At 74.1% G+C, this 22,574-nt stretch carries 25 protein-coding genes; 20 read left to right on the top strand and 5 right to left on the bottom strand.

Going from position 1 to position 22,574, the window contains the following annotated elements:
• Positions 1 to 7 precede the first annotated feature (7 nt).
• From ACYQBY_RS05740 to ACYQBY_RS05785, 10 genes are all read left to right on the top strand, one after another.
• Complete coding sequence (locus tag ACYQBY_RS05740) at positions 8 to 244, top strand: AtpZ/AtpI family protein (protein WP_459642861.1); 237 nt, start codon at positions 8 to 10, stop codon at positions 242 to 244.
• 91 nt (positions 245 to 335) lie between these two features.
• Positions 336 to 1,124 carry a F0F1 ATP synthase subunit A gene (gene atpB, locus ACYQBY_RS05745; RefSeq protein ID WP_459642862.1) on the top strand — a complete coding sequence of 263 codons (789 nt, stop codon included), beginning with the start codon at positions 336 to 338 and terminating at the stop codon, positions 1,122 to 1,124.
• 62 nt (positions 1,125 to 1,186) lie between these two features.
• Positions 1,187 to 1,402, top strand: a complete 216-nt coding sequence (atpE, locus tag ACYQBY_RS05750; protein WP_459642863.1) for an ATP synthase F0 subunit C — start codon at positions 1,187 to 1,189, stop codon at positions 1,400 to 1,402.
• A 44-nt stretch (positions 1,403 to 1,446) separates the two neighbouring features.
• Positions 1,447 to 2,013 (top strand): F0F1 ATP synthase subunit B, encoded by a 567-nt coding sequence (locus ACYQBY_RS05755; protein ID WP_459642864.1) that lies wholly within the window; start codon positions 1,447 to 1,449, stop codon positions 2,011 to 2,013.
• The gene (locus tag ACYQBY_RS05760) at positions 2,010 to 2,840 is read left to right on the top strand and encodes a F0F1 ATP synthase subunit delta (RefSeq protein WP_459642865.1); all 831 of its coding nucleotides are present in this window, start codon (positions 2,010 to 2,012) and stop codon (positions 2,838 to 2,840) included. Before ACYQBY_RS05755 ends, ACYQBY_RS05760 begins: the two co-directional genes overlap by 4 nt.
• Positions 2,841 to 2,939: 99 nt before the next feature.
• Complete coding sequence (atpA, locus tag ACYQBY_RS05765) at positions 2,940 to 4,598, top strand: F0F1 ATP synthase subunit alpha (protein ID WP_459642866.1); 1,659 nt, start codon at positions 2,940 to 2,942, stop codon at positions 4,596 to 4,598.
• A gap of 37 nt (positions 4,599 to 4,635) precedes the next feature.
• Positions 4,636 to 5,529: a F0F1 ATP synthase subunit gamma gene (locus ACYQBY_RS05770; RefSeq protein WP_459642867.1), complete on the top strand. Its 894-nt coding sequence runs from the start codon at positions 4,636 to 4,638 to the stop codon at positions 5,527 to 5,529.
• Positions 5,530 to 5,583: 54 nt separating this feature from the next.
• Complete coding sequence (atpD, locus tag ACYQBY_RS05775) at positions 5,584 to 7,050, top strand: F0F1 ATP synthase subunit beta (protein ID WP_459642868.1); 1,467 nt, start codon at positions 5,584 to 5,586, stop codon at positions 7,048 to 7,050.
• Between the two features lie 96 nt (positions 7,051 to 7,146).
• Entirely contained in the window at positions 7,147 to 7,434 is a 288-nt protein-coding gene (locus ACYQBY_RS05780) for a F0F1 ATP synthase subunit epsilon (RefSeq protein ID WP_459642869.1), read from the top strand.
• A gap of 10 nt (positions 7,435 to 7,444) precedes the next feature.
• Positions 7,445 to 7,885, top strand: a complete 441-nt coding sequence (locus ACYQBY_RS05785) for a DUF2550 domain-containing protein (protein WP_459642870.1) — start codon at positions 7,445 to 7,447, stop codon at positions 7,883 to 7,885.
• A gap of 33 nt (positions 7,886 to 7,918) precedes the next feature.
• On the opposite strand, the gene ACYQBY_RS05790 is transcribed toward ACYQBY_RS05785, so the two are convergent.
• Positions 7,919 to 8,257, bottom strand: a complete 339-nt coding sequence (locus ACYQBY_RS05790) for a putative signal transducing protein (protein ID WP_459642871.1) — start codon at positions 8,255 to 8,257, stop codon at positions 7,919 to 7,921.
• Between the two features lie 382 nt (positions 8,258 to 8,639).
• Here ACYQBY_RS05790 and ACYQBY_RS05795 point away from each other — a divergent pair, with 382 nt between their 5' ends.
• Positions 8,640 to 8,978 carry an STAS domain-containing protein gene (locus tag ACYQBY_RS05795; protein ID WP_459643122.1) on the top strand — a complete coding sequence of 113 codons (339 nt, stop codon included), beginning with the start codon at positions 8,640 to 8,642 and terminating at the stop codon, positions 8,976 to 8,978.
• On the opposite strand, the gene nucS is transcribed toward ACYQBY_RS05795, so the two are convergent.
• Positions 8,930 to 9,616 (bottom strand): endonuclease NucS, encoded by a 687-nt coding sequence (gene nucS, locus ACYQBY_RS05800; RefSeq protein WP_459642872.1) that lies wholly within the window; start codon positions 9,614 to 9,616, stop codon positions 8,930 to 8,932. The two genes, ACYQBY_RS05795 and nucS, sit on opposite strands and share 49 nt — an antisense overlap.
• Positions 9,617 to 9,869: 253 nt before the next feature.
• Here nucS and ACYQBY_RS05805 point away from each other — a divergent pair, with 253 nt between their 5' ends.
• Genes ACYQBY_RS05805 through ACYQBY_RS05815 form a run of 3 tightly spaced genes read left to right on the top strand, consistent with a single transcriptional unit; the run spans position 9,870 to position 12,063 of the window.
• Entirely contained in the window at positions 9,870 to 10,157 is a 288-nt protein-coding gene (locus ACYQBY_RS05805) for a hypothetical protein (protein ID WP_459642873.1), read from the top strand.
• 44 nt (positions 10,158 to 10,201) lie between these two features.
• Positions 10,202 to 11,278: a threonine aldolase family protein gene (locus ACYQBY_RS05810; RefSeq protein ID WP_459642874.1), complete on the top strand. Its 1,077-nt coding sequence runs from the start codon at positions 10,202 to 10,204 to the stop codon at positions 11,276 to 11,278.
• Between the two features lie 35 nt (positions 11,279 to 11,313).
• Complete coding sequence (locus tag ACYQBY_RS05815) at positions 11,314 to 12,063, top strand: alpha/beta hydrolase (RefSeq protein WP_459643123.1); 750 nt, start codon at positions 11,314 to 11,316, stop codon at positions 12,061 to 12,063.
• 87 nt (positions 12,064 to 12,150) lie between these two features.
• On the opposite strand, the gene ACYQBY_RS05820 is transcribed toward ACYQBY_RS05815, so the two are convergent.
• Positions 12,151 to 13,281, bottom strand: coding sequence for a DivIVA domain-containing protein (locus ACYQBY_RS05820; RefSeq protein WP_459642875.1), 1,131 nt, complete (start codon positions 13,279 to 13,281; stop codon positions 12,151 to 12,153).
• Positions 13,282 to 13,553: 272 nt separating this feature from the next.
• Here ACYQBY_RS05820 and ACYQBY_RS05825 point away from each other — a divergent pair, with 272 nt between their 5' ends.
• Positions 13,554 to 13,895, top strand: a complete 342-nt coding sequence (locus tag ACYQBY_RS05825) for a thiamine-binding protein (protein ID WP_459642876.1) — start codon at positions 13,554 to 13,556, stop codon at positions 13,893 to 13,895.
• A 21-nt stretch (positions 13,896 to 13,916) separates the two neighbouring features.
• On the opposite strand, the gene ACYQBY_RS05830 is transcribed toward ACYQBY_RS05825, so the two are convergent.
• Positions 13,917 to 14,357, bottom strand: a complete 441-nt coding sequence (locus ACYQBY_RS05830; protein WP_459642877.1) for a DoxX family protein — start codon at positions 14,355 to 14,357, stop codon at positions 13,917 to 13,919.
• A gap of 208 nt (positions 14,358 to 14,565) precedes the next feature.
• Between ACYQBY_RS05830 and ACYQBY_RS05835 the strand changes: the two genes are divergently transcribed.
• From ACYQBY_RS05835 to ACYQBY_RS05855, 5 genes are all read left to right on the top strand, one after another.
• A complete protein-coding gene (locus tag ACYQBY_RS05835; RefSeq protein ID WP_459642878.1) occupies positions 14,566 to 15,252 on the top strand; it encodes a hypothetical protein in 687 nt (228 codons plus the stop codon).
• Positions 15,249 to 16,244 carry a hypothetical protein gene (locus ACYQBY_RS05840; RefSeq protein ID WP_459642879.1) on the top strand — a complete coding sequence of 332 codons (996 nt, stop codon included), beginning with the start codon at positions 15,249 to 15,251 and terminating at the stop codon, positions 16,242 to 16,244. The genes ACYQBY_RS05835 and ACYQBY_RS05840 overlap by 4 nt, the downstream gene beginning before the upstream one ends.
• 102 nt (positions 16,245 to 16,346) lie before the next feature.
• The gene (locus tag ACYQBY_RS05845) at positions 16,347 to 17,300 is read left to right on the top strand and encodes a co-chaperone YbbN (RefSeq protein ID WP_459642880.1); all 954 of its coding nucleotides are present in this window, start codon (positions 16,347 to 16,349) and stop codon (positions 17,298 to 17,300) included.
• Between the two features lie 458 nt (positions 17,301 to 17,758).
• Positions 17,759 to 18,577, top strand: coding sequence for an SDR family NAD(P)-dependent oxidoreductase (locus ACYQBY_RS05850; protein WP_459642881.1), 819 nt, complete (start codon positions 17,759 to 17,761; stop codon positions 18,575 to 18,577).
• 179 nt (positions 18,578 to 18,756) lie between these two features.
• Entirely contained in the window at positions 18,757 to 20,280 is a 1,524-nt protein-coding gene (locus tag ACYQBY_RS05855; RefSeq protein WP_459642882.1) for a M28 family metallopeptidase, read from the top strand.
• Positions 20,281 to 20,370: 90 nt separating this feature from the next.
• On the opposite strand, the gene glgB is transcribed toward ACYQBY_RS05855, so the two are convergent.
• On the bottom strand, positions 20,371 to 22,566 hold the full coding sequence (gene glgB / locus ACYQBY_RS05860; protein WP_459642883.1) for a 1,4-alpha-glucan branching protein GlgB: 2,196 nt from the start codon (positions 22,564 to 22,566) through the stop codon (positions 20,371 to 20,373).
• Between the last annotated feature and the right edge of the window lie 8 nt (positions 22,567 to 22,574).

Here is a 22,574-nt window from a genome sequence, read left to right on the forward strand (position 1 = left end):
ACACGCGATGACCAGCGACGACAGCCCCGAGCAGCCGCTTCCCGAGGATGCGGGGAGGCGACGGCTGGAGGAGTCGGCGGCCTGGAACGTGTCGGCGAACCTGATGGCCGGCCTCCTGCTGGGCGGGGGCGTCGGCTGGGGGCTCGACCGCTGGCTGGGGACCGACGTCCTCGTCGGCGTCGGGCTCCTGCTCGGCCTCGCCCTGACCTTGTACTACGTGTGGCTCCGGTACGGTACGCACTGACCGCGGGCCCCGCACCTCGAGTCGGGAGCCGCGTCCTCTGCGCCGCACCAGGCTCCCGTACCCACGACGACGTTCGCACGGAGGAGAAGACGTGAGCCTGCGAGTGCTGGCTGCAGCGGGGAGCACCTTCGAGACCCCCGGCGCGCACATCTTCTGGCAACCGCTGATCGGAAGCGGCCAGTTCGCCATCACCCGCCCGATGATCGTCTTCGCCCTGTCGGTGCTGCTCGTCGCGGGCCTGCTGCTGGCGGCCACGAAGCGGCTCTCGGTGGTGCCGGGCAAGAAGCAGATGGCGGTCGAGGCGGTCTACGGCCTGGTCCGCAACAGCCTGGCGCGCGACATCATCGGCAGCCACGACTTCCTGAAGTTCGTGCCGCTGCTGTTCTCCCTCTTCACGATCATCCTGGTGAACAACCTGTTCGGGATCATCCCGCCGGTCCAGTACCCCACGATGAGCCGCATCGGGTTCCCGATCGCGCTGACGCTCTTCGTCTACGTGGTCTACCACTACCTGGGCATCCGCAAGCAGGGCCTCGGCGGGTACTTCAAGCACATGGTCCCCGCCGGCCTGCCCGGCTGGATCGTGCCCCTCGTGTTCCTGCTCGAGGTCATCACGTTCTTCCTCACCCGTCCGGTGACGCTGGCCCTGCGGCTCTTCGGCAACATGTTCGCCGGCCACATCATCCTCGTGCTCTTCATCCTGGGCGGCGAGTACATGCTGACCCACGGCGGCCTCGGCCTGAAGATCATCGCCATCCCCACGCTCGGCATGGCCTTCGTGCTGACGATCTTCGAGCTCCTGGTGGAGTTCCTCCAGGCGTACGTGTTCACGATGCTCGCTGCCACGTACATCGCCGGCTCCCTCGCCGACGAGCACTGACCCGCCCTCCCAAGCCCCCGGCGCATCCTGCGCGCCGGCTACGAAAGGAACGAGAGAGGACCATGACCGGAGACCTCGCCATCGTCGGCTACGGCCTGTCCGCAATCGGCCCCGGCGTCGGTATCGGCCTGATCTTCGCCGCGTACATCAACGGCGTCGCCCGTCAGCCCGAGGCCCGCGGCATGCTGCAGTCGATCGCCATCCTGGGCTTCGCCCTCGCCGAGGCGCTCGCCATCTTCGGCATCGCCCTCGCGTTCGTCTTCGCCGGCAACAACTGACGACGCCCGACGGACACCGGCCCTCGAGTTCCTGAGGAGGAACCGTGCAGCTAGCAGCAGTCGCCGCTGCCGCCCACCAGGGCAACGTCGACCCTTCGGGCTACCCGATCATCCCCCACCTCGGGGAGCTGATCGTCGGGATCATCTTCTTCGTCATCCTCTACGTGATCGTGGCGAAGAAGGTCGTCCCGCGGCTCGAGAAGATGTTCGCGGAACGCCGCGCGGCCATCGAGGGCAACGTCGAGAAGGCCAAGCACGCGCAGGCCGAGGCCCAGGCGGCGCTGGAGCAGTACCGCGCCCAGCTCGCCGACGCCCGCGGTGAGGCGAACGCCATCCGCGAGGAGGCCCGCCAGCAGGGTGCCGCGATCGTCGCGGAGATGCGCCAGCAGGCGCAGACCGAGGCCGAGCGCATCACCACGGCCGCCCGCGCGCAGATCGAGGCCGAGCGCCAGCAGACCGTGGTGCAGCTGCGCCAGGAGGTCGGCCGCCTGGCCACCGAGCTGGCCTCGCGCATCGTGGGCGAGTCCCTCGAGGACGAGGTCCGCCGTCGCGGCACGGTCGACCGCTTCCTCGGGGAGCTGGAGCAGACCTCCACGGTGACCTCGCGATGAGCGAGGGCATCACCTCCGGCTCCGGGCGGGCGAGCCTCGCCCGGGCCGCGGAGGTCCTCGACCGCTGGCTCGTGGACCCCCTGCAGGACGCGGGCCGGATCGGCGACGACCTGTTCGCCGCCACCACCCTGCTGGACTCCGCGATCGGGCTGCGCCGCGCGCTGACCGACCCGGCCCGTCCGCCCGCGGGCAAGGCGGAGCTCGTCCGCCACGTCCTCGGGGGCCGGCTCAGCCAGGCCGCGGTCGACGTGCTCTCCGCCCTCGCCGAGGGCCGGTGGGCCGGCGCCCGCGACATCGCCGACGCCTGCGAGCACCTGGCGGTCGTCTCGGTCGTGGCCCAGGCCGAGCGCTCCGGGCGCGTCGAGGCGCTGGAGGACGAGCTGTTCCGGTTCTCCCGCACCATCGCCGCCAACCCGGGTCTGCGCGACGCCCTGGCCGACGTCGCCTCCCCGGCGACCAGCCGGGCCGAGCTCGTCACCCGGCTCCTGGCCCCCCGGGCCGTGCCGGAGACGGTGCAGCTCGCCCGCCGGGTCGCCACCGCCCCCCGCGGCCTGCGGGCCGAGCGGGCGCTGGAGAACTACGTCGGGGTCATCGCCACGCGCCGCCAGCAGGTCGTCGCCCACGTCGTGACCGCGGTGCCGCTCACCGAGCAGCAGCACCAGCGTTTGGCCGCGGGCCTCGAACGTACGTACGGTCGTGCTGTGCGACTGAACGTCGACGTGGACCCGCACGTCCTCGGCGGGCTGCGCGTCTCGGTCGGTGACGAGGTCATCGACGGGACCGTCAGCACCCGCCTGTCCGAGGCTCGGCGGCGTCTCGCCGGCTGACATCCCGGGCCGGCGGCACCCACCGCGGCACCGGAACCGCTCCACCCCCGAACAGCGCCCCCGAACAGCGCACCACCACCTAGGAGAGCAGGGCATCCCATGGCCGAGCTGACCATCCGCCCGGAGGAGATCCGGGACGCGCTCGACGCCTTCGTGGCGTCGTACGACCCCGGCACCGCCGCGCGCGAGGAGGTCGGGCGCGTCACCGAAGCCGGCGACGGCATCGCACGCGTGGAGGGCCTGCCCTCCGTCATGGCCAACGAGCTGCTCCGCTTCCAGGACGGCACGCTGGGCCTGGCGCTGAACCTCGACGTCCGCGAGATCGGCGTCGTCGTCCTCGGCGAGTTCTCCGGCATCGAGGAGGGCCAGGAGGTCCGCCGCACGGGCGAGGTCCTCTCCGTGCCCGTGGGCGACGCCTACCTCGGCCGCGTCGTCGACCCGCTCGGCAACCCGATCGACGGCCAGGGCCCGGTCGAGGCGGAGACCCGCCGCGCCCTGGAGCTGCAGGCGGCCACCGTCATGGAGCGCCAGGAGGTCCGCGAGCCCCTGCAGACGGGCATCAAGGCCATCGACGCGATGATCCCGATCGGCCGCGGCCAGCGCCAGCTCATCATCGGTGACCGCCAGACCGGCAAGAGCGCCATCGCGCTGGACACGATCATCAACCAGAAGGCGAACTGGGAGTCGGGCGACCCCAAGAAGCAGGTCCGCTGCATCTACGTCGCCATCGGCCAGAAGGGCTCCACCATCGCGGGCGTGCGCCGCTCGCTGCAGGAGGCCGGCGCGATGGAGTACACGACCATCGTCGCGGCCCCCGCCTCCGACCCGGCCGGCTTCAAGTACCTGGCCCCCTACACCGGCTCGGCCATCGGCCAGCACTGGATGTACGGCGGCAAGCACGTCCTCATCGTCTTCGACGACCTGTCCAAGCAGGCCGAGGCCTACCGCGCGGTGTCGCTGCTGCTGCGCCGCCCGCCGGGCCGCGAGGCGTACCCCGGTGACGTCTTCTACCTGCACTCCCGCCTGCTGGAGCGCTGCGCGAAGCTCTCCGACGAGCTCGGCGGCGGTTCGATGACCGGCCTGCCGTTCATCGAGACCAAGGGCAACGACGTCTCGGCGTACATCCCCACCAACGTCATCTCCATCACGGACGGGCAGATCTTCCTGCAGTCCGACCTCTTCAACGCCAACCAGCGCCCCGCGATCGACGTCGGCGTCTCCGTCTCCCGCGTCGGTGGCGCCGCCCAGATCAAGGCGATGAAGGCCGTCTCCGGCACGCTGAAGATCGACCTGGCGCAGTACCGGTCGATGCAGGCGTTCGCCATGTTCGCCTCCGACCTCGACGCGGCCTCCCGTCGCCAGCTCGAGCGGGGCGCGCGCCTCGTCGAGCTGCTGAAGCAGCCGCAGTACTCGCCGTACCCCGTCGAGGAGCAGGTCGTCTCGGTCTGGATGGGCACCACCGGCGGGCTCGACGACGTCCCCGTCGCCGACGTCCTGCGCTTCGAGCGCGAGTTCCTGGAGCACCTGCGCCGCGAGCAGCCGGGCATCCTCGCGGGCATCCGCGAGAGCAAGGTCCTCGACGACGACAACAAGGCGGCGCTCGGCCAGGCGCTGAAGCGCTTCCGCCCGCAGTTCGGCAACAGCGACGACAGCGCCACCGTGCCGCACGAGCAGGAGACCGGCCGCATCCAGGCGGACGACGTCGAGCAGGAGCGCATCACCACGCACAAGCGTGGCGGCGCGCACGCCGCGAACTGACGATCCGCCGACGAGGACGAGGCAGGAGGGCTAGGACATGGCAGGTCAGCTGCGGGCCTACCGGCGGCAGATCCGCTCGGTGCAGGCGACGAAGAAGATCACCCGCGCGATGGAGCTCATCGCGGCGTCGCGCATCATCAAGGCCCAGGCGGCGGTCCGTGCGTCCACGCCCTACGCCGATGCGCTGACCCGCGCGGTCTCCGCCGCGGCGGAGAACAGCTCGACCGAGCACCCGCTCGTCACCGAGAAGCCGGACGTGAGGCGCGCGGCGCTGGTGCTGTTCACCAGCGACCGCGGCCTCGCGGGGGCGTACTCCTCCTCTGTCCTGAAGGAGGGCGAGAAGTACGTCGAGACCCTGCGCGAGCAGGGCAAGGAGGTCCTGCCCTACCTCGTGGGCCGCAAGGCGGCGGCGTTCTACCGCTTCCGCCGGCGCGACGTCACCGCGGAGTGGGCCGGCTTCACCGACAAGCCCTCCTACGAGGACGCCCGCCAGATCGCCGAGCGGCTCGTCGCGGACTTCCTGCGGGACGAGAGCGAGGGCGGCGTCGACGAGATCCACGTCGTCTACACGCACTTCGTGAACATGGTCACCCAGGAGCCGCGCCGGGTGCGGCTGCTACCGCTGGAGGTCTCGGAGACCAGCGAGGAGCTCTCCCCGCTGTACACCTTCGAGCCCAGCGCCGAGGACGTCCTCGACCAGCTGCTCCCGCAGTACGTGACCAGCCGCGTCTTCAACTTCCTCCTGCAGGCGGCGGCCTCCGAGCTGGCCGCCCGCCAGCGCGCGATGAAGAGCGCCACGGACAACGCGGAGGAGCTCGTCAAGAACCTGACGCGGCTCGCCAACAACGCGCGGCAGTCGGAGATCACCCAGGAGATCACCGAGATCGTCGGTGGGGCGGACGCCCTCGCCTCCGCCGGCTCCGGCTCCTGACCCACCGCGCACCCCGACGACGACCATCCTGATGATCACCACCGAGGAGCGATCATGACCGCCACCGCCACCGACGCGCCGAGCACCACCGAACGTGGCGCGACCGGCCGCATCGCCCGCGTCATCGGGCCCGTCGTGGACGTCGAGTTCAGCGCCGACGCCATGCCGGAGATGAACAACGCCCTCCAGGTCGACGTGACCCTCGGCGGGCAGACGACCACGATCACCCTCGAGGTGGCCTCCCACCTCGGCGAGAACATGGTCCGCGCCATCTCGCTGAAGCCCACCGACGGCATGGTCCGCGGCGCCCCGGTGCGCGACACCGGCGCCCCGATCTCCGTGCCCGTCGGCAACGTGACCCTCGGCAAGGTGTTCAACGCCATCGGCGAGTGCCTCAACCTGGAGCCCGGCGAGCGCCTCGAGGTCTCCGAGCGCTGGCCGATCCACCGCAAGGCCCCCGCCTTCGACCAGCTCGAGTCGAAGACGCAGATGTTCGAGACGGGCATCAAGGTCATCGACCTGCTCACCCCGTACGTGCAGGGTGGGAAGATCGGCCTCTTCGGCGGTGCGGGCGTCGGCAAGACCGTCCTCATCCAGGAGATGATCCAGCGCGTCGCCCTGAACCACGGCGGTGTGTCCGTCTTCGCCGGTGTCGGCGAGCGCACCCGTGAGGGCAACGACCTCATCCACGAGATGGACGAGGCCGGCGTCTTCGACAAGACCGCCCTGGTCTTCGGGCAGATGGACGAGCCGCCGGGCACCCGCCTGCGCGTGGCGCTGTCCGCGCTGACGATGGCGGAGTACTTCCGCGACGTGCAGAAGCAGGACGTGCTCCTGTTCATCGACAACATCTTCCGGTTCACCCAGGCCGGCTCCGAGGTGTCGACCCTGCTGGGCCGCATGCCCTCCGCCGTCGGCTACCAGCCCACGCTGGCCGACGAGATGGGCCTGCTCCAGGAGCGCATCACCTCCACCCGCGGTCACTCGATCACCTCGCTGCAGGCGATCTACGTCCCCGCGGACGACTACACCGACCCGGCCCCGGCGACGACGTTCGCGCACCTCGACGCGACCACCGAGCTCTCCCGCGAGATCGCCTCCCGCGGTCTGTACCCCGCGGTGGACCCGCTGGCGTCGACGTCCCGGATCCTGGACCCGCTGTACATCGCCAAGGACCACTACGAGACCGCGGTGCGCGTCAAGCAGATCCTCCAGCGCAACAAGGAGCTGCAGGACATCATCGCCATCCTCGGTGTCGACGAGCTCTCGGAGGAGGACAAGCTGACCGTCTCGCGTGCGCGGCGCATCCAGCAGTTCCTCTCCCAGAACACGTACATGGCGGAGAAGTTCACCGGCGTCGCCGGCTCCACGGTGCCGCTGAGCGACACGATCGAGGGCTTCTCGGCCATCTGCAACGGCGACCTGGACCACATCGCCGAGCAGGCGTTCTTCAACGTCGGCGGCATCGACGACGTCGAGCGCAACTGGGCGCGCATCCAGAAGGAGACCAGCGGCTCCTGAGGCCGCGGTCCCGGCCCCCCGGGCCTCTTCGTGGGGCGGNNNNCCGCCCCTGCACGATCCGCATACGATGCACGCACGACGACGGAGGAGGAACGCGTGGCTCAGCTGCACGTCGAGCTGGTCGCCGCCGACCGGCAGGTCTGGTCCGGTGAGGCGACGATGGTGCGTGCCCGCACCGCCGAGGGTGAGATCGGCATCCTCGCCGGCCACGAGCCGCTGCTGGCCATCCTCGGCAGCGGTGAGGTGGTCATCACCGCCGGGGGCGACGGCATCAGCGCCCACGTCGACGGCGGCTTCCTGTCCGTCGACCACGACAGGGTGACGCTGGTCGCCGAGACGGTCCGGGTCGGCGGGGACACCTCCGGCACCCTGTCCTCGCGCTGACGTCGCGCCCGTGGGGCCGTACCTGCTCCCGCTGGAGATCCTCGGTGGTCTCACCGTCCTGCTCGCCCTCGCCGTCCTGGCGGTGGTGCTCAGGCGGCGTGCCCTGGGGCGCAACGTCGGTACGTTCGACTGCTCCGTGCGCCTGGCGGGGCGGGGGCGGCGCCACTGGATCCTCGGTGTCGCCCGCTACGAGGTGGACCGCATCGACTGGTTCCGCCTGTTCTCCTTCTCGGTCCGCCCCTCGTGCAGCTACGCGCGGGGGGCGCTCGACGTCGTCGGGCGCCGCGAGCCGACCGGCGCCGAGGCGGTCGCCGTCCAGCCCGGCGCGATCGTCGTGGAGTGCCGGCACTCCGGGCACGACCTGGAGCTGGCGATGAGCCGCGACGCCTACACGGGCTTCGCCTCGTGGCTGGAGTCCGCCCCGCCGGGCCAGAACTCCAACGTCGCCTGAGACCCGCCGCGCCCGGACGGGAGCGGGTGCCCCTCAGCCGGGCGGGGCGGCCAGCACCTCGCGGGCCCGGGGGGCGTCCTCCGGGAACACCATCAGCCGCGGGCCCTCGGTGGTGGGGGCGAGCGTGACCCGGATCCCGGCGTCCTCCAGGCGCCGGCGCTGCATCTCCGCCTCGACGAACGTCGGCGGTGACGCGACGGCCTCCAGGAGCCCGTAGTCCGTCACCGTGCCCTGGTGGGGGCGGCGCTCCACCAGGGACCGGCCGCTGGAGAACGCCCAGCGCAGCAGCAGGGCGAGCACCGCCACCGCCGCGAAGGCCACCACGAGCCCGAACAGGGAGTGGTAGCTCGACCAGTCCCCGGGCGGGTTCACGCCGCCAGTGTGCCCCACCGGTCCCTGCCGTCCCGGCCAGGTCACCGATCCGCAACGGTCCACTGGTCTTGTCACGCACTGGTGGACGATGATGTCAGTCTGTGCACACCGCGCGATGGGGCGCCGTGGGGCGGCAGATCTGCGCCGTTCCCTGCAACCGGAGACCCGTCCGCAGCGTCACAGGTCGTGGGCGGACGCGAGCCGGTGTCCGTTCCGCGGCGGTACGCCGCACCAGCACTCGCCGGCCCGCGGGCCGGCTTCCTCGGGGGAGGACTGCATGACCGCTCAGATCATCAACGGAACACGGGAGGCACCACCGGTGCCCGGGCTCGGGCACGTGGTGGAGGACGACCCGGGACGGCACGTCCGGCTCTGCGGCCGGATGGACGTCCACTCCGTCCCGGACATCCGCGAGGCGCTGCACCGGGCCGTCGACGGCGGCACGGGCGACCTGCTCGCGGACCTGGAGGAGGCGCACATCGCCGACGCCACCGGGCTCGGGGTCCTCGTGGGCGCCCACCGGCGGGCACAGCGACTGGGGCGCAGGCTCGTCCTGGAGGACGTGCCGGTGCCCGTGCTCAGGCTCCTGCGGGTCACGAAGCTGCACCGCGTCCTGCCGCTGGCCGAGCCCTCGGCGGTGCGGACGCAGGTCCTGCTGACCCGGGAGCTCGTTCAGAACAGCCGGGCGTTCCCGTCGTCCATGCCGCGCAGGGCGTCGTAGTCGAGCGTGAGGCACCGGATGCCGCGGTCCGCCGCGAGCACCCGTGCCTGCGGCTTGATCTCCTGCGCGGCGAAGACCCCGGTGACGGGGCTCAGCAGCGGATCGCGGTTGAGCAGCTCGAGGTAGCGCGTGAGCTGCTCCACGCCGTCGATCTCACCGCGACGCTTGATCTCGATCGCGACGCTGCCGCCGTCGGGCCCCTTGGCGAGGATGTCGACGGGCCCGATGGCGGTGGGGTACTCCCGGCGCACGAGCTGGTAGCCGGCGCCGAGGGTCGTGATGTGCTCGGCGAGCAGCGCCTGCAGGTGGGCCTCCACGCCGTCCTTGACCAGGCCCGGGTCCACCCCGAGGTCGTAGGTGGAGTCGGCGAGCACCTCGTGCACGGAGATGACGAGGCGGTCGTCGCTCTTGGTGTGCTGCACCGTCCACGTCTCCCGCACGCCCTCACCGTCCCCGGCGGGCGCGACCGTGAGCCGGCAGGGGGGGCTCATCCAGTTCAGCGGCTTGTAGGAGCCGCCGTCGGAGTGGACCAGGACGCTGCCGTCGGCCTTGACGAGCAGCAGCCGGGTGGCCAGGGGCAGGTGGGCGCTGAGACGCCCGGCGTAGTCCACGGAGCAGCGGGCGATGACGAGGCGCACGGGCAGGAGGGTAGTTCCCCGCCGGGTGCTGTCCGGAACCGCCACGGAAAGTAGGGCAGTAACTACTGTCGGTCATTGTCCGGTGATTCCGGCGTGCCGCTGTAACGAAATCCGGGTAGGCCGCGTCTACACATCGGACCGGGCGCAGCCTCGGCGGTGTGGAGGGGACATCACCGCGGCTCGCGCCCGGTGACGCGTCCGGCCCGGGTCCACCCACGGGCGTGCCCGCGTCCCGGTGCGGGAGGATGCGGGCGTGCCCCGCGCCAACCGACGCAGGCGGGACCCTGCTCCCGGCCCGCTGAGCCCCGTCGGCATGCAGCGCCTGCAGACCGGCCCCGACGGCGACTGGGTCGTGCGGAGCGTCCCCGGCAGCGCCTCCGGCAAGACCTACCGCTGTCCCGGCTGCCTGCAGGACATCCCGCCCGGCACGGCCCACCTCGTCGCCTGGCCCCTGGAGGGCACCTTCAGCCGGGCGGCCGGCACCGAGGAGCGCAGGCACTGGCACGGCGGGTGCTGGCGCGCCCGGGGCCGGCGCCGCTGACCCTCCCCGGGCCGGCCCCGGCCCCGGCCGCTACCGTCCCTGGCGTGCCCGCCGCTCCGCTCCACGACCCCGGGGTGCGGGGCTTCGCCAGCGACAACGCCGCCGGCGCCCACCCCGAGGTGCTCGCCGCCCTGGCGGCCGTCAACGGCGGGCACGTCCCCAGCTACGGGGCGGACCCGTGGACGGGCGCGCTCACCGGCGTCCTGCGCCGCCACTTCGGGCCCGCGGCGGAGGTCCTGCCCGTGCTCAGCGGCACCGGCGCCAACGTCGTGGCCCTGCAGGCGATGACGCGGCGCTGGGAGTCGGTGGTGTGCGCGGCCGGCGCCCACGTCGACGAGGACGAGGGCGGGGCACCCGAGCACGTCGGCGGGCTGAAGCTGCTGACCCTGCCCACGCGGGACGGCAAGGTCACCCCCGACGACGTCGAGGCCGCCGTCCTGCGCTCCCGGGCACCGATGCGGGCCCCCGCCGGGGTCCTCACGCTCACCCAGAGCACCGAGCTCGGCACCTGCTACACCCCCGAGGAGACCGCCGCCCTCGCCCGCCGCGCGCACGACCTCGGCCTGCGCGTCCACCTCGACGGCGCCCGCCTGGCCAACGCCGCCGCCGCGCTGGGGGCCGACCTGCGCGCCCTGACCACGGACGCCGGCGTCGACGTCGTCTCCCTGGGCGCCACGAAGAACGGGGCGCTGCTCGCCGACGCGGTCGTGGTGTGCGCGCCGGGGGCCGCCGAGGGCCTGGACCGGCTGCGCAAGCAGTCCCTCCAGCTGGCCTCCAAGATGCGTTTCGTCTCCGCCCAGCTCCTCGCCCTCTTCGACGGTGACCTGTGGCTGCGCAGCGCCCGCACCGCCAACGAGCGCGCCGCGCGGCTCGCCGCCGCCGTGCGGGACCTGCCCGGTGTGCGGATCAGCCGGCCCGTGCAGGCCAACGCCGTCTTCGCCGTGCTCCCCGTCGCCGCCCGCGAGCGGCTGCAGCGCGCCGCCGCCTTCCACGTGTGGGACGAGCGCACCGGCGAGGTGCGCTGGATGTGCGCCTTCGACACCACCGAGCAGGACGTCGACGACTTCGCGCGCGCCGTGGCCGAGGCCGTGAGCGCGCCGGGGGAGGGGAGCACCGCGTGAGCGCAGGGCACGACGACGGGTTCGAGTCCGGCACCGTGCCGGAGGCCGCCGGGACGGCCGGCCCGCAGGAGATCCGCGCGGCCACGGTGCTGCCCGCGCGCCGCCGTGACGTCGAGCTGCGCACCGCGGACGGCCTCACCCTCGTCGGGGAGCTCGCCCTGCCCGCCGAGCGGGACCCGGTGGCCACGCTCGTGACGCTGCACCCCCTGCCCACCGCGGGGGGTTTCATGGACAGCCACGTGCTGCGCAAGGCCTCCTACCGGCTGCCGGCCCTGGCGGACCTCGCGGTGCTGCGGTTCAACACCCGGGGCACCGAGAGCCCGCGGGGGCGCAGCGAGGGGGCCTTCGACGCGGGCGAGGGCGAGCGCCACGACGTCGCCGCCGCCCTGGAGCTCGTGGAGTTCGAGGACCTGCCGCGGGTGTGGCTGCTGGGCTGGTCCTTCGGCACGGACCTCGCGCTCGTGCACGGCCTGGACCCGCTCGTGGAGGGGCTGATCCTGCTCTCGCCGCCGCTGCGGTGGTCGCGGCCGGAGCACCTGGAGGCCTGGGCGGCCTCGGGCAGGCCCGTGACGGCCCTGGTGCCCGAGCTCGACGACTTCCTGCGCCCGGAGGAGGCGCGGCGGCGCTTCGCCGCGGTCCCGCAGGCGGAGGTCGTGGCCGTCGAGGGCGCCAAGCACCTGTGGGTGGGGGAGCCCGCGGTGCGCAGGGTCCTCGACGAGGTCGTCGCGCGGGTCAACCCGGCCGCCGCGCCCCTGCCGACGACGTGGCCCCCACCCACGGCCTGAGCCCGGGGACGGCCTGGGCCCGGGGACGGCGCGGCCCCCACCGCGGTGGACGCGACGGGGGCCGGTGCCGGGCTGGTAGCGGGGCGCTCAGGCCTCGGCGCGGGCGCGCTCCTCGGCGGTCAGGTCGACGACCTCGATCCGCTGGGTGTCGCCGAGGTCGATGCGCTGCGTCCGCTGCTCGCCCTCCGCCTCGGCCGGGGCGGTGCCGAACAGGCCCCGCAGGTCGTCCAGCTGCCCGGTGATCTCGTCGCGCTGGCGCATGAGGCCCTCGACCTCGTCGTGGGCGCTGCGCCGCGTGGACTCCGCCTGCCCGCGGGCGGCCTCCACCATGGCCGCGGCGCGCTGGCGGGCGTCCTGCACGAGCGCGTCGGCCTCCCGCCGTGCCGTCTCCAGCCGCATCGCGGACTCGGCCAGCGCCTGCTGCCGGATCGACTCGGCGGCCTCCCCGGCCTCCACGGCGCGCTCCTCCGCCTCCGCGGCGCGCTGCTCGGCCTCGGCGATGCGCGCCGCGGTCCTCGCGGCGGCGACCGCGTGGCGCTGGCGGTCCTCCTCGGCGGCCTGCTCGCGGATCGCGGCGAGCTCGACCTCCTGCCGGCGCGCGGCGGCCTCGGCGGCCTCGCGCACCTGCAGCGCCTCCCGCTCGGCGTGGGCGCGCAGCGCGCTCACCTCGCGCTCGGTGCCGGTGCGCAGCTCCGCGGCCTCGTGCTCGGCGACGGCGCGCACCTGCTCGGCCCCGCGGCGGGCGGCGGCCACGAGCTCCTCGGCGCGGTGCTGCGCGGACTCCACGAGGTGCTGGGCCTCGGCGCGGGCGCGGGCGATGAGCTCCTCGGCGTCGCGGCCGGCGTCGTGGGTGCGGCGGTGCGCCTCCTGGGCGGCCTGGCGGCGTTCGAGCTCCGCCTCGGTGCGGGCCTCCTCGCGCAGGCGGTCGGCGTCCCGGCGGGCGGAGCGCAGCATCTCCCCGGACTGGTCCTCCGCCAGGCGCAGCAGCTTCTCCACGCGCGCCCCGAGGCCGGAGTAGCTGGGCCGCTCCATCTCCCGCAGTTCCTGCTTGACCTGGCTGAGCTCGCCGGCCATGCGCAGCGCGCGGGCGTCGGCCTCCTCCACCCGGGCGCGGGCCTGCTTGAGGGCCTCGTCGAGGGCTGCCATGCGCTGGTCGACCTGCGCGCGGTCGTAGCCGCGGACGACGACGGAGAACGCGTCGTGGAACTCCGAGGACACGTCGAACCTCCGGGGTGTGGGGGCGGGCGCTGCCCGGCGGCGGCAGCACGTCAGAGGGTAGACCGGCGCGGGGGCGGACGGTGCCCAGCGCGCCGGGGTCAAGCCACTGACCGGGGGAGCGTGGCGGTGGACGCGGGGCGGCCGTGGACGGAGCGTGGTGCGGCGACCACCCGGGCGGCGCGGAGCGGGGACGTCCGGCGCGCGACACGCGGGCGTGTCGCGGCGGGACGTCCCCACCTGGCGGCAGCGGCGGGCGCGGCTAGCGTGGCGGGATGCTCGTGGCCTTCTCCGTCTCCCCCTCCGGTGGCCCCGTGCCCGTGGGGGCGCCCGCCGACTCCGTCTCCGCGGCCGTCGCCGACGCGGTGCTGGTGGTGCGCTCCTCGGGGCTCCCGCACCGCACCGACGCCATGTTCACCACCATCGAGGGCGGGTGGGAGGAGTGCATGGACGTGGTGCGGCGTGCCTGCGAGGCGGTGGCCCGGCACGGCAGCCGGGTCTCGCTGGTCCTCAAGGCCGACATCCGCGCCGGTGCCACCGGCGAGCTGCAGGGCAAGCTGGACCGGCTCGAGGCGGCCGTGGAGCGGGTGGCGGGGGAGCCCGGCCGGGGGCAGTGACCGGGCGCCCCCGCCGGCGGCTCAGGCGCGGGCGCGCAGGGCGTCCAGGGAGGCCCGCCCGCCGCCGGTGAGGGCGAGGGCGGCGCCGGTGGTGGCGAGCAGGACGGCGTTCTCGCCGTTGAGGCCGGTGGGGGTCGTCAGGCCCTGCGGCAGGTGCACGACGAGGAAGATCAGGCCCATCTGCAGGGCGGTGAGGGCTCCCGCCACCCGCGTCAGCAGCCCGGCGAGGAGCAGGGCGCCGAGGCCGATCTCGCCGGCGATGACGAGCCAGGCGGACAGCGCGGGCAGCGGGACGCCGAGCCCGGCGACCATCCCCTGCACGGCGCCCGGATCGGCGAGCTTGGGCAGGCCGTGCACCAGGAGCAGGGCGCCGGTGACCAGGCGCAGCACGAGGGGTGCGGTGGCGGCGGTGCCGGCGGCCGCGGCGGTGGTGGGACGGGGGGCGGTGGTGGTCGTGCTCACGGCGTGCTCCTTCGCGACGGTCCGGTGGGCGTTCCTCCGGGGTACGTTGAGCACGCTAGTACTTCTTTGAAGCTGCAACAACCCCTCCCGTCACATCCTCCACAGATCTGCGGCGACGACCTCCACAGCGCCTATCCTCGGCACCGCCGCCTCGCCGGCACCTGTCCGCAGGGCCCGCTCCGGGCCGCCCGACGACACGAGGAGCGCCGTGAGACGCGTCCTGGCCTGGGTCCTCGTGGCCGCCGGGGTGGTGGGCATCGTCGCCGGAGCACTGCTGGCGACGGCCCTGCGCCCCGACCCCCGGCTGCTCGCCACCGCCCGCCTCCCCGACCCTGGGGTCGCCCTCGTCACCGCGCCGGGCCTGCTGGAGCTCACCGGGCCGCAGGTCCGCGTCACGGTGGCGGACCCCGCCGGCGGCGCCGTCTTCGCGGGGGTGGCCCGCGAGGCCGACGCCCTCGCCTGGCTGGCCGACGCCCGCCGCACCGAGCTCACCGGCGTGCGCGAGGGCGACGACGGCACCCGCCTCACGACCCGCGGCGCGGGCACGGCGCCGCGGGCAGCCGACCCGCGCGAGGCCGACCTCTGGCTGCTCACCGCCACCGGGGACGGCGAGGCCGTCCTCGAGTGGCCCCGCGCCCCCGGCCGCCACGTCCTCGTCGCCACCACCGACGGCACCGCACCTGCGCCGCAGGACGTGCGGATGACCTGGACCCGCACGGGCGAGGCCGCCCAGCACCCCATCGCCCGCCCGCTCGTCGCCGGCGGCAGCGCGTCCCTGCTGCTCGGGGTGGCGCTGCTGACCCGCCGCGGCCGGCACCGCGCGCGCGGGCCCCGGCCCGGCGGCGCCCCCGGCGTCCCGGCCCGCGCCGGTGCCGACGCGGGAGGCCGCCGGTGAGCCGGGCGCGCGCCGCCACCCCGGCCACCGCCCTCGTCGCCGCGGGGTGCGTGCTCACCGCCTGCGCCCAGCTCCCGGCCCCGCAGCCCGTCGCGCCCCCGGCGGCGCCCCCGCCCGTCGTCACCCCCGCCCAGGCGAGCCGCATCTGGGGCGAGGTGGTCGACGCGGTGGCCGCAGCCGATGCCGCCCGCGACCCCGCCCTGCTGCCCGACCGCGTCACCGGCCCCGAGCAGGCGCTCCGCACGGCCCGCTACACGCTCCAGCGGGCCGGTGTGCAACCGGTGCCCACGTACGCGGCGGACGAGCTGCGCCCCCAGGCCGCCTACGTGCCCCGGCTGGCGGGCTGGCCGCGCTGGGTGGTCGGGGTGACCCGGGCGGGCCCGGACCAGCTGCCCTCCCTCGCCGTGCTGCGCTCGCAGGGCCCGCGGGAGCCGTACCGCCTCACCGCCAGCCCGTCGCTGCTCTCCGGCGCCACCCTGCCCCCGGCCGGGGCGGTGGCCGAGGGCGTGGAGGCGGTCGCGGCCGACGACGGCGAAGGCCTGGCCGCCTCCCCGGAGCAGGTGGCCGAGCGCTACGGGGACGTCCTCCTGCGGGGCGCGGCCAGCGAGTTCGCCACCTTCTTCGCCGACGACTCCTACCGCCCGCAGGTGGGGGCCGTGACGCTGCGGGACGGGGATGCGGTGCGCGCCGTGGGCGGCACCTACGAGCAGCGGCGCTCGGTGGTCCCCGGCTCCGTCGTCGCCCTGCGCACCACCGACGGCGGGGCGCTGGTCCTGGCCGCCTACGACTGGACGGTCACGCACACCGTGCCGCCGCAGGCGCGCGCCGGTGAGCTCACCCCGGTCCTGGCCACCCTGGCGGGGCGCCCCAGCGTGCAGGGTGCGGCGCGGGTGTCGGCGGAGGTCCTGGCGTTCGTGGTGCCGCCCGCGGGGGCCGGGCCGGTGCGGGTGGTGGCGGCGGAGAGCGGCCCGGTGGCGGTGCGCCCGCTCTGAGGGCGGGTGCGGGACTCCTGCCGTCCCGCTGCCGGGCGGGCGTGAGAGGCTTGCCGGTCGTGCGCCCGGAAGCGGCCGGGCCCTGAGGAAGGACGCGTTCCGATGACGCAGCAGCCGACGTCCGGTGGCCCGGGACTGAACCTCCGCGGTGCCGTGGACCTCGCGGCTCTGGCCGCGCGGAACCAGCGGCGCGAGCAGGCGCAGCAGCGGCCCGCGGCACTGGACGCCCCTGAGGGGCCGGCCCTCGTGCTCGACGTCACGGAGGAGACCTTCGCCGACGTCGTGCAGGGGTCCGTGACGGTCCCGGTCGTCGTGAACCTGCACTCCCCGCGCTTCCCGGACTCGGAGGAGCTGACGCAGGTGCTCGCCGAGCTGGTGCGCGAGCAGGCCGGGCGGCTGCTGCTGGCCAACGTGGACATCGACGCCCACCCCCGCCTGGCGCAGGCGTTCCAGACCCAGACGCCGCTCGTGGTGGCCGTCGTGCGCGGCCAGCCGGTGCCGCTGTTCGAGGGCGCCTACCCGCGGGAGCAGGTGCAGCAGGTGCTCGCCGAGGTGCTGCGGATCGCCGAGGCCAACGGCGTGACCGGGCGCGTGGAGGGGGCGGCCGAGCCGGTGGCCGGTGCGCAGGAGGAGCCGGCGGTGCTCCCGCCGCGGCACGCCGGGGCGCAGGCCGCGCTGGAGGCCGGGGACCTCGACGCCGCCACGGCCGCCTACGAGCGCGCCCTCGCGACCGACCCGCGCGACGAGGAGGCCGTGGCCGGGCTGGCCCGCGTCGGCATCCTGCGCCGGGTCCGCGACGTGGACCTGGCCGGGGCGCGCCGGGCGGCGGCCGACGACCCGGGCGACGTGCAGGCGCAGATCGTCGCCGCCGACCTCGACGTGCTGGGCGGGCACGTGGAGGACGCCTTCGCGCGGCTGGTGCAGGCCGTGCGCGACAGCGCGGGCGAGGACCGCGAGGCGGCCCGCGCCCACCTGGTGGAGCTGTTCTCCGTCGTCGGGTCGGACGACCCCCGCGTCGCCGCCGCCCGGGTGGCGCTGTCGCGGGCCCTGTTCTGACCCGGCCCGCCCCGGGCCCGGCCTGAACCCCTCCCGTCCGACCCCTCCCGTCCGACCCCTCCCGCCTGACCCCTCCCGTCCGCCCATCTCCGGGTTGGGGCGGCCGCTGGGCACTCCCGGTGCGCCCGAACCCGGAGATGGGCGGGCTGGGGCACTCCCGGTGCGCCCGAACCCGGAGATGGGCGGGCTGGGGCGTGCTCTGGTGCGCCGGAACCCGGAGATGGGTGGGGTGGGGCACTCCCGGTGCGCCTGAACCCGGAGATGGGCGGGGTGGGGCGTGCTCTGGTGCGCCCGAACCCGGAGATGGGCGGGCTGGGGCGTGCTCCGGTGCGCCGAAACCCGGAGATGGGCGGGGTGGCGGTGGGGCTGGGGCTGGGGCCGTGCCCCGGGAGTGGGCATGGTCCGCGGAGCACGGGGCACGGGGAGGGCGACGTAGCCGACGCCCCGAGGAGGACCCCGTGACCACGACCGACACCACCGCCGATCCGGCCGCCCGACCGCTCGCGATCGTCACCGGTGCCTCCAGCGGCATCGGCCTGGAGCTGGCCCGGGAGCTGGCCCGCCGCGGCTTCGCCCTGGTGCTGGCCGCAGAGGACGCCGAGCTGCACGAGGCCGCCGAGCGCCTGCGCGAGGGCGGCGCCGCGGTGGAGGCGCTCCAGGTGGACCTCACCCTGGCGGAGGAGGTGGAGCGGGTGTGGGCGGCCGCCACCGCCGGAGGCCGCACCGTGGACGTCGTCGCGCTCAACGCCGGTGCCGGCGTCGGCGGGCCGTTCGTGGAGAACGACCTCGACGCCGAGCTCGCCACCGTCCAGCTCAACGTCGTGCACGTCGTGCGCCTGGCCAAGCGCGCGGCGACCGCGATGGCCGCGCGCGGGGAGGGCCACATCCTCATCACCTCCTCGGTGGCGGCGCGCGTGCCGCACCCGAACATGGCGGTCTACGGCGCGACGAAGGCGTTCCTGCAGAACTTCGCGCAGGGCGTGGGTGCGGAGCTGGCCGAGGCCGGGGTCACCGTCACCGCGTTCATGCCGGGCCCGACGCACTCGGAGTTCTTCGACCGCGCCGGTGTGGAGGACACCGCCCTCGGCGCGACGGAGCAGAAGGACGAGCCGGGGCAGGTGGCGCGCCAGGCTCTCGACGGGCTGTTCGCGGGCCGGGACCACGTCGTCACCGGGTCGCTGACGACGAAGGTGGTGGGCGCGCTGGCCGGGCTCACCCCGGACCGGCTCGCCGCGAAGGGGCAGGGCAAGGGCCTGGAGCCCGGTTCGGCGGGCTGAGGGCGCCCGGGGGAGCGGGAGCGCGGCGGTGGACGGCCGCCCCGCTCCCGCTCCCGCCGGAAGTTCTCCGCCCCCGGGGGTTCACGCCCGACGTTCCTCGCGTTAGGTTGACCAGCGCCCACGGGGAGTGAGTACACCGGTGTGCTCGCGCCCCGACGAAGATGTTGAGGAGGGTCCCTGTGCGCAGGAGCATCGCCCTGTCGGCAGCAGCGGTCACGACCGCTGCCGTGCTGGCCCCGACGGCGCCGGCGATGGCCGTCGACGACGTGAACACCACCAAGCTGCGCCGGGAGGTGACGACCAACGGGATCCTCGCGCACCTGCGGGCGTTCCAGCGCATCGCCAACCAGAACGACGGCAACCGGGCCTCCGGCACCGCGGGGTACGACCAGTCCGTCTCCTACGTCAAGCGCCGCCTGGAGCTGGCCGGGTACTCGGTGCGCCTGCAGGAGTTCGAGTTCCCGTTCTTCTCGGAGACCACCCCGGCGGTGCTGGCGCAGGTGACGCCGACCGCGAAGACCTACGAGACCTCGACGTTCACCTTCTCCGGCAGCGGTGACGTGACCGCCCCCGTGCGGGCGGTCGACGTGACCTTCCCGCCGCCGGGCGGGCCGAGCAGCACGAACTCCGGCTGCGAGGCCGAGGACTTCGCCGGGTTCCCCAAGGGCGCGATCGCACTGCTGCAGCGCGGCACCTGCACGTTCGGCATCAAGGCCGTCAACGCGCAGCGGGCCGGTGCGGCGGCGGTCGTCATCGCCAACGAGGGCCAGCCGGGCCGGGAGGTCGTGACGACCGGCACGCTCGGGGAGGTCGTGGGCATCCCCGTCGTCGGGCTGGGCTCCGCCGACGGCAGGGCGCTGGCCGAGGCTGCCGCGAAGGGGACCGTGACGCTGCGGGTCGCCACCGACACCGTCAACGAGACGCGTGAGACGTTCAACGTGCTGGCGGACTCGAAGTCGGGTGACCCCTCCCGCACCGTGGTCGTCGGGGCGCACCTGGACTCCGTGGCGGAGGGACCGGGCATCAACGACAACGGCTCGGGCTCCGCGACGATCCTGGAGATCGCCGAGGAGATGGCGGAGCTGGGGGTCAAGAACCGCCAGCGCGTGCGGTTCGCGTTCTGGGGTGCGGAGGAGCTCGGCCTGCTCGGCTCGGAGCACTACGTGGAGCACCTCACCGACGACGAGCTCGGCGACGTCTACGCGAACCTGAACTTCGACATGCTGGGCTCCCCGAACTACGTCCGGTTCGTCTACGACGGCAACGGCGACGCCGCGGAAGGGGCGCCGGCCGGCCCTCCCGGCTCCGCCCAGATCGAGTCGGTGTTCACGTCGTACTTCGAGGGGCAGGAGCTCGCCACCGCGCCGACGGAGTTCAACGGCCGCTCCGACTACGGGCCGTTCATCGCCGCGGGCATCCCCGCCGGGGGCCTGTTCAGCGGCGCGGAGGGCATCAAGACGGAGGAGCAGGCCAAGGTCTTCGGCGGCACCGCCGGCAAGGCCTACGACGAGTGCTACCACCAGGCCTGCGACGACATCACCAACATCAGCACCAAGGCGCTCGCCGAGCTCGGTGACGGTGCCGCGCACGCGGTCCAGACCCTGGCGGTCAGCCGCACCGGGTTCTTCGAGGACACCAGCCGCGCGCCGAAGAAGGCGGACGCGGCGCGCTCGTACGCCTCCCCGCACGACTCGGCGGCCTGAGCCCCGGGTCCACGGCAGGGCACACGCACAGGGGGACCGGGCCCGACGGGCCCGGTCCCCCTGTGCGTGTGCGTCGCCCTCAGGCGGCCGTCACGGCTCGGCGCGCTCCGGCACCAGCCACAGCGCGCCCAGCGGCGGGACGCGCAGCTGCGCGGACTGCGGCCGGCCGTGCCACTCGACCTCCTCGGAGGTGACCGCGCCCATGTTCCCGACCCCGGAGCCGCCGTAGCCGTCGGAGTCGGTGTTCAGCACCTCCAGCCAGCGGCCCTGCTCGGGCAGGCCCACCCGGTAGGTCTCGTGCGGCATGCCGCTGAAGTTGACGATGCACACCAGCGGGGTGCCGTCCTTGGCCCAGCGGGTGAACGAGACGACGTTGTGGTGCGTGTCGTTGGCGTCGATCCACTGGAACCCGCGGCTGTCGAAGTCCTGCTCCCACAGGGAGGGCCACTTCTTGTACAGCGCGTTGAGGTCCCGCACGAGGGAGTGCATCCCGCGGTGCCACGGGGTGTCCAGGAGCCACCAGTCCAGGGAGCGGGACTCCGACCACTCCGCCTCCTGGGCCAGCTCCTGGCCCATGAACAGCAGCTGCTTGCCGGGGTGCGCCCACATGTAGGCCAGGTACGCCCGCAGGTTCGCCAGCTGCTGCCAGCGGTCACCGGGCATCTTGCGCAGCAGGGAGCCCTTGCCGTGGACGACCTCGTCGTGCGAGATCGGCAGCACGAACTGCTCGCTGAACGCGTACACCATGGAGAACGTCAGCTCGTGGTGGTGGTACTGCCGGTGCACCGGGTCCTGGGAGACGTAGTTCAGGGTGTCGTGCATCCACCCCATGTTCCACTTCATCCCGAACCCGAGGCCGCCGGCGTAGGTGGGCCGGGTCACCCCCGGCCAGGCGGTGGACTCCTCGGCGATCATCATGATGCCGGGGACGCGCTTGTAGGCGGTGGCGTTGGTCTCCTGCAGGAAACCGATGGCCTCCAGGTGCTCGCGGCCGCCGTACTGGTTGGGCGCCCACTGCCCTTCCTCGCGGGAGTAGTCCAGGTACAGCATCGAGGCCACGGCGTCCACCCGCAGGCCGTCGATGTGGAACTCCTCCAGCCAGTACAGCGCGTTGGCGACGAGGAAGTTGCGCACCTCGGTGCGGCCGTAGTCGAAGACCAGCGTGCCCCAGTCCATCTGCTCTCCACGGCGCGGGTCCGGGTGCTCGTAGAGCGGCTGCCCGTCGAACTGGGCCAGGGCGAAGGCGTCCTTGGGGAAGTGCGCCGGGACCCAGTCGAGGATGACGCCGATCCCCGCGGCGTGCAGCCTGTCCACGAGGTGGCGGAAGTCGTCAGGAGAGCCGAACCGCGACGTCGGCGCGTAGTAGGAGGTGACCTGGTAGCCCCACGAGCCGCCGAAGGGGTGCTCCGCGACGGGCAGGAACTCCACGTGCGTGAAACCGAGCTCGCTGACGTACTCCACCAGCTCCTCCGCGAGCTGGCGGTAGTTCAGCCCCACCCGCCAGGAGCCGAGGTGCACCTCGTAGACGGACACCGGCCCGGACAGCGGGTCGCTGGCGGCGCGGCGGGCGATCCAGTCCCCGTCGTTCCACTCGTAGGAGCTCTCGGTCACCACGGAGGCGGTGGCCGGCGGCACCTCGGTGGCCTGCGCCATCGGGTCGGCCTTCTGCCGCCAGTGCCCGTCGGCGCCGAGGATCTCGTACTTGTAGCGGTTGCCCGCCGAGACGCCCGGGATGAACACCTCCCACACCCCCGAGCCCCCGAGGGAGCGCATGGCGTGGGTCCGCCCCGTCCAGTGGTTGAAGTCGCCGACCACGCGCACGGCGCGGGCGTTGGGCGCCCACACCGCGAACGACGTGCCGACCACGTCGCCCAGCTGCCCGCCGAAGCGGCGCACGTGCGCGCCCAGGACGGTCCACAGCTGCTCGTGGCGGCCCTCGGCGATGAGGTGGAGGTCGACCTCCCCGACGGTGGGGAGGAACCGGTAGGGGTCGTCGACGAGGTGCGGCTCCCCGCCGTCGAAGGTGACCTCGATGCGGTAGTCGCTCACCTGCGGCGTCGGCAGGACCCCGGCCCACACCCCGTCGTGCTCGTGCTCGAGCTCAACGCGGGAGGAGTCCGGCAGGACGGCGGCGACGCTGCGTGCGAAGGGCCGCAGGGTGCGGACGGTCACGCCGTCGGGCCCGGGGTGCGCTCCGAGGACGGAGTGCGGGGCGTGGTGAGCGCCCGCGGCGACCCTGGCCAGAACTTCCGCGTCGACCGGCAGCGCGTGATGTGTCGTCGGCATGTCCGTCA

The sequence above is a fragment of the Kineococcus anabasis genome, assembly GCF_054590795.1.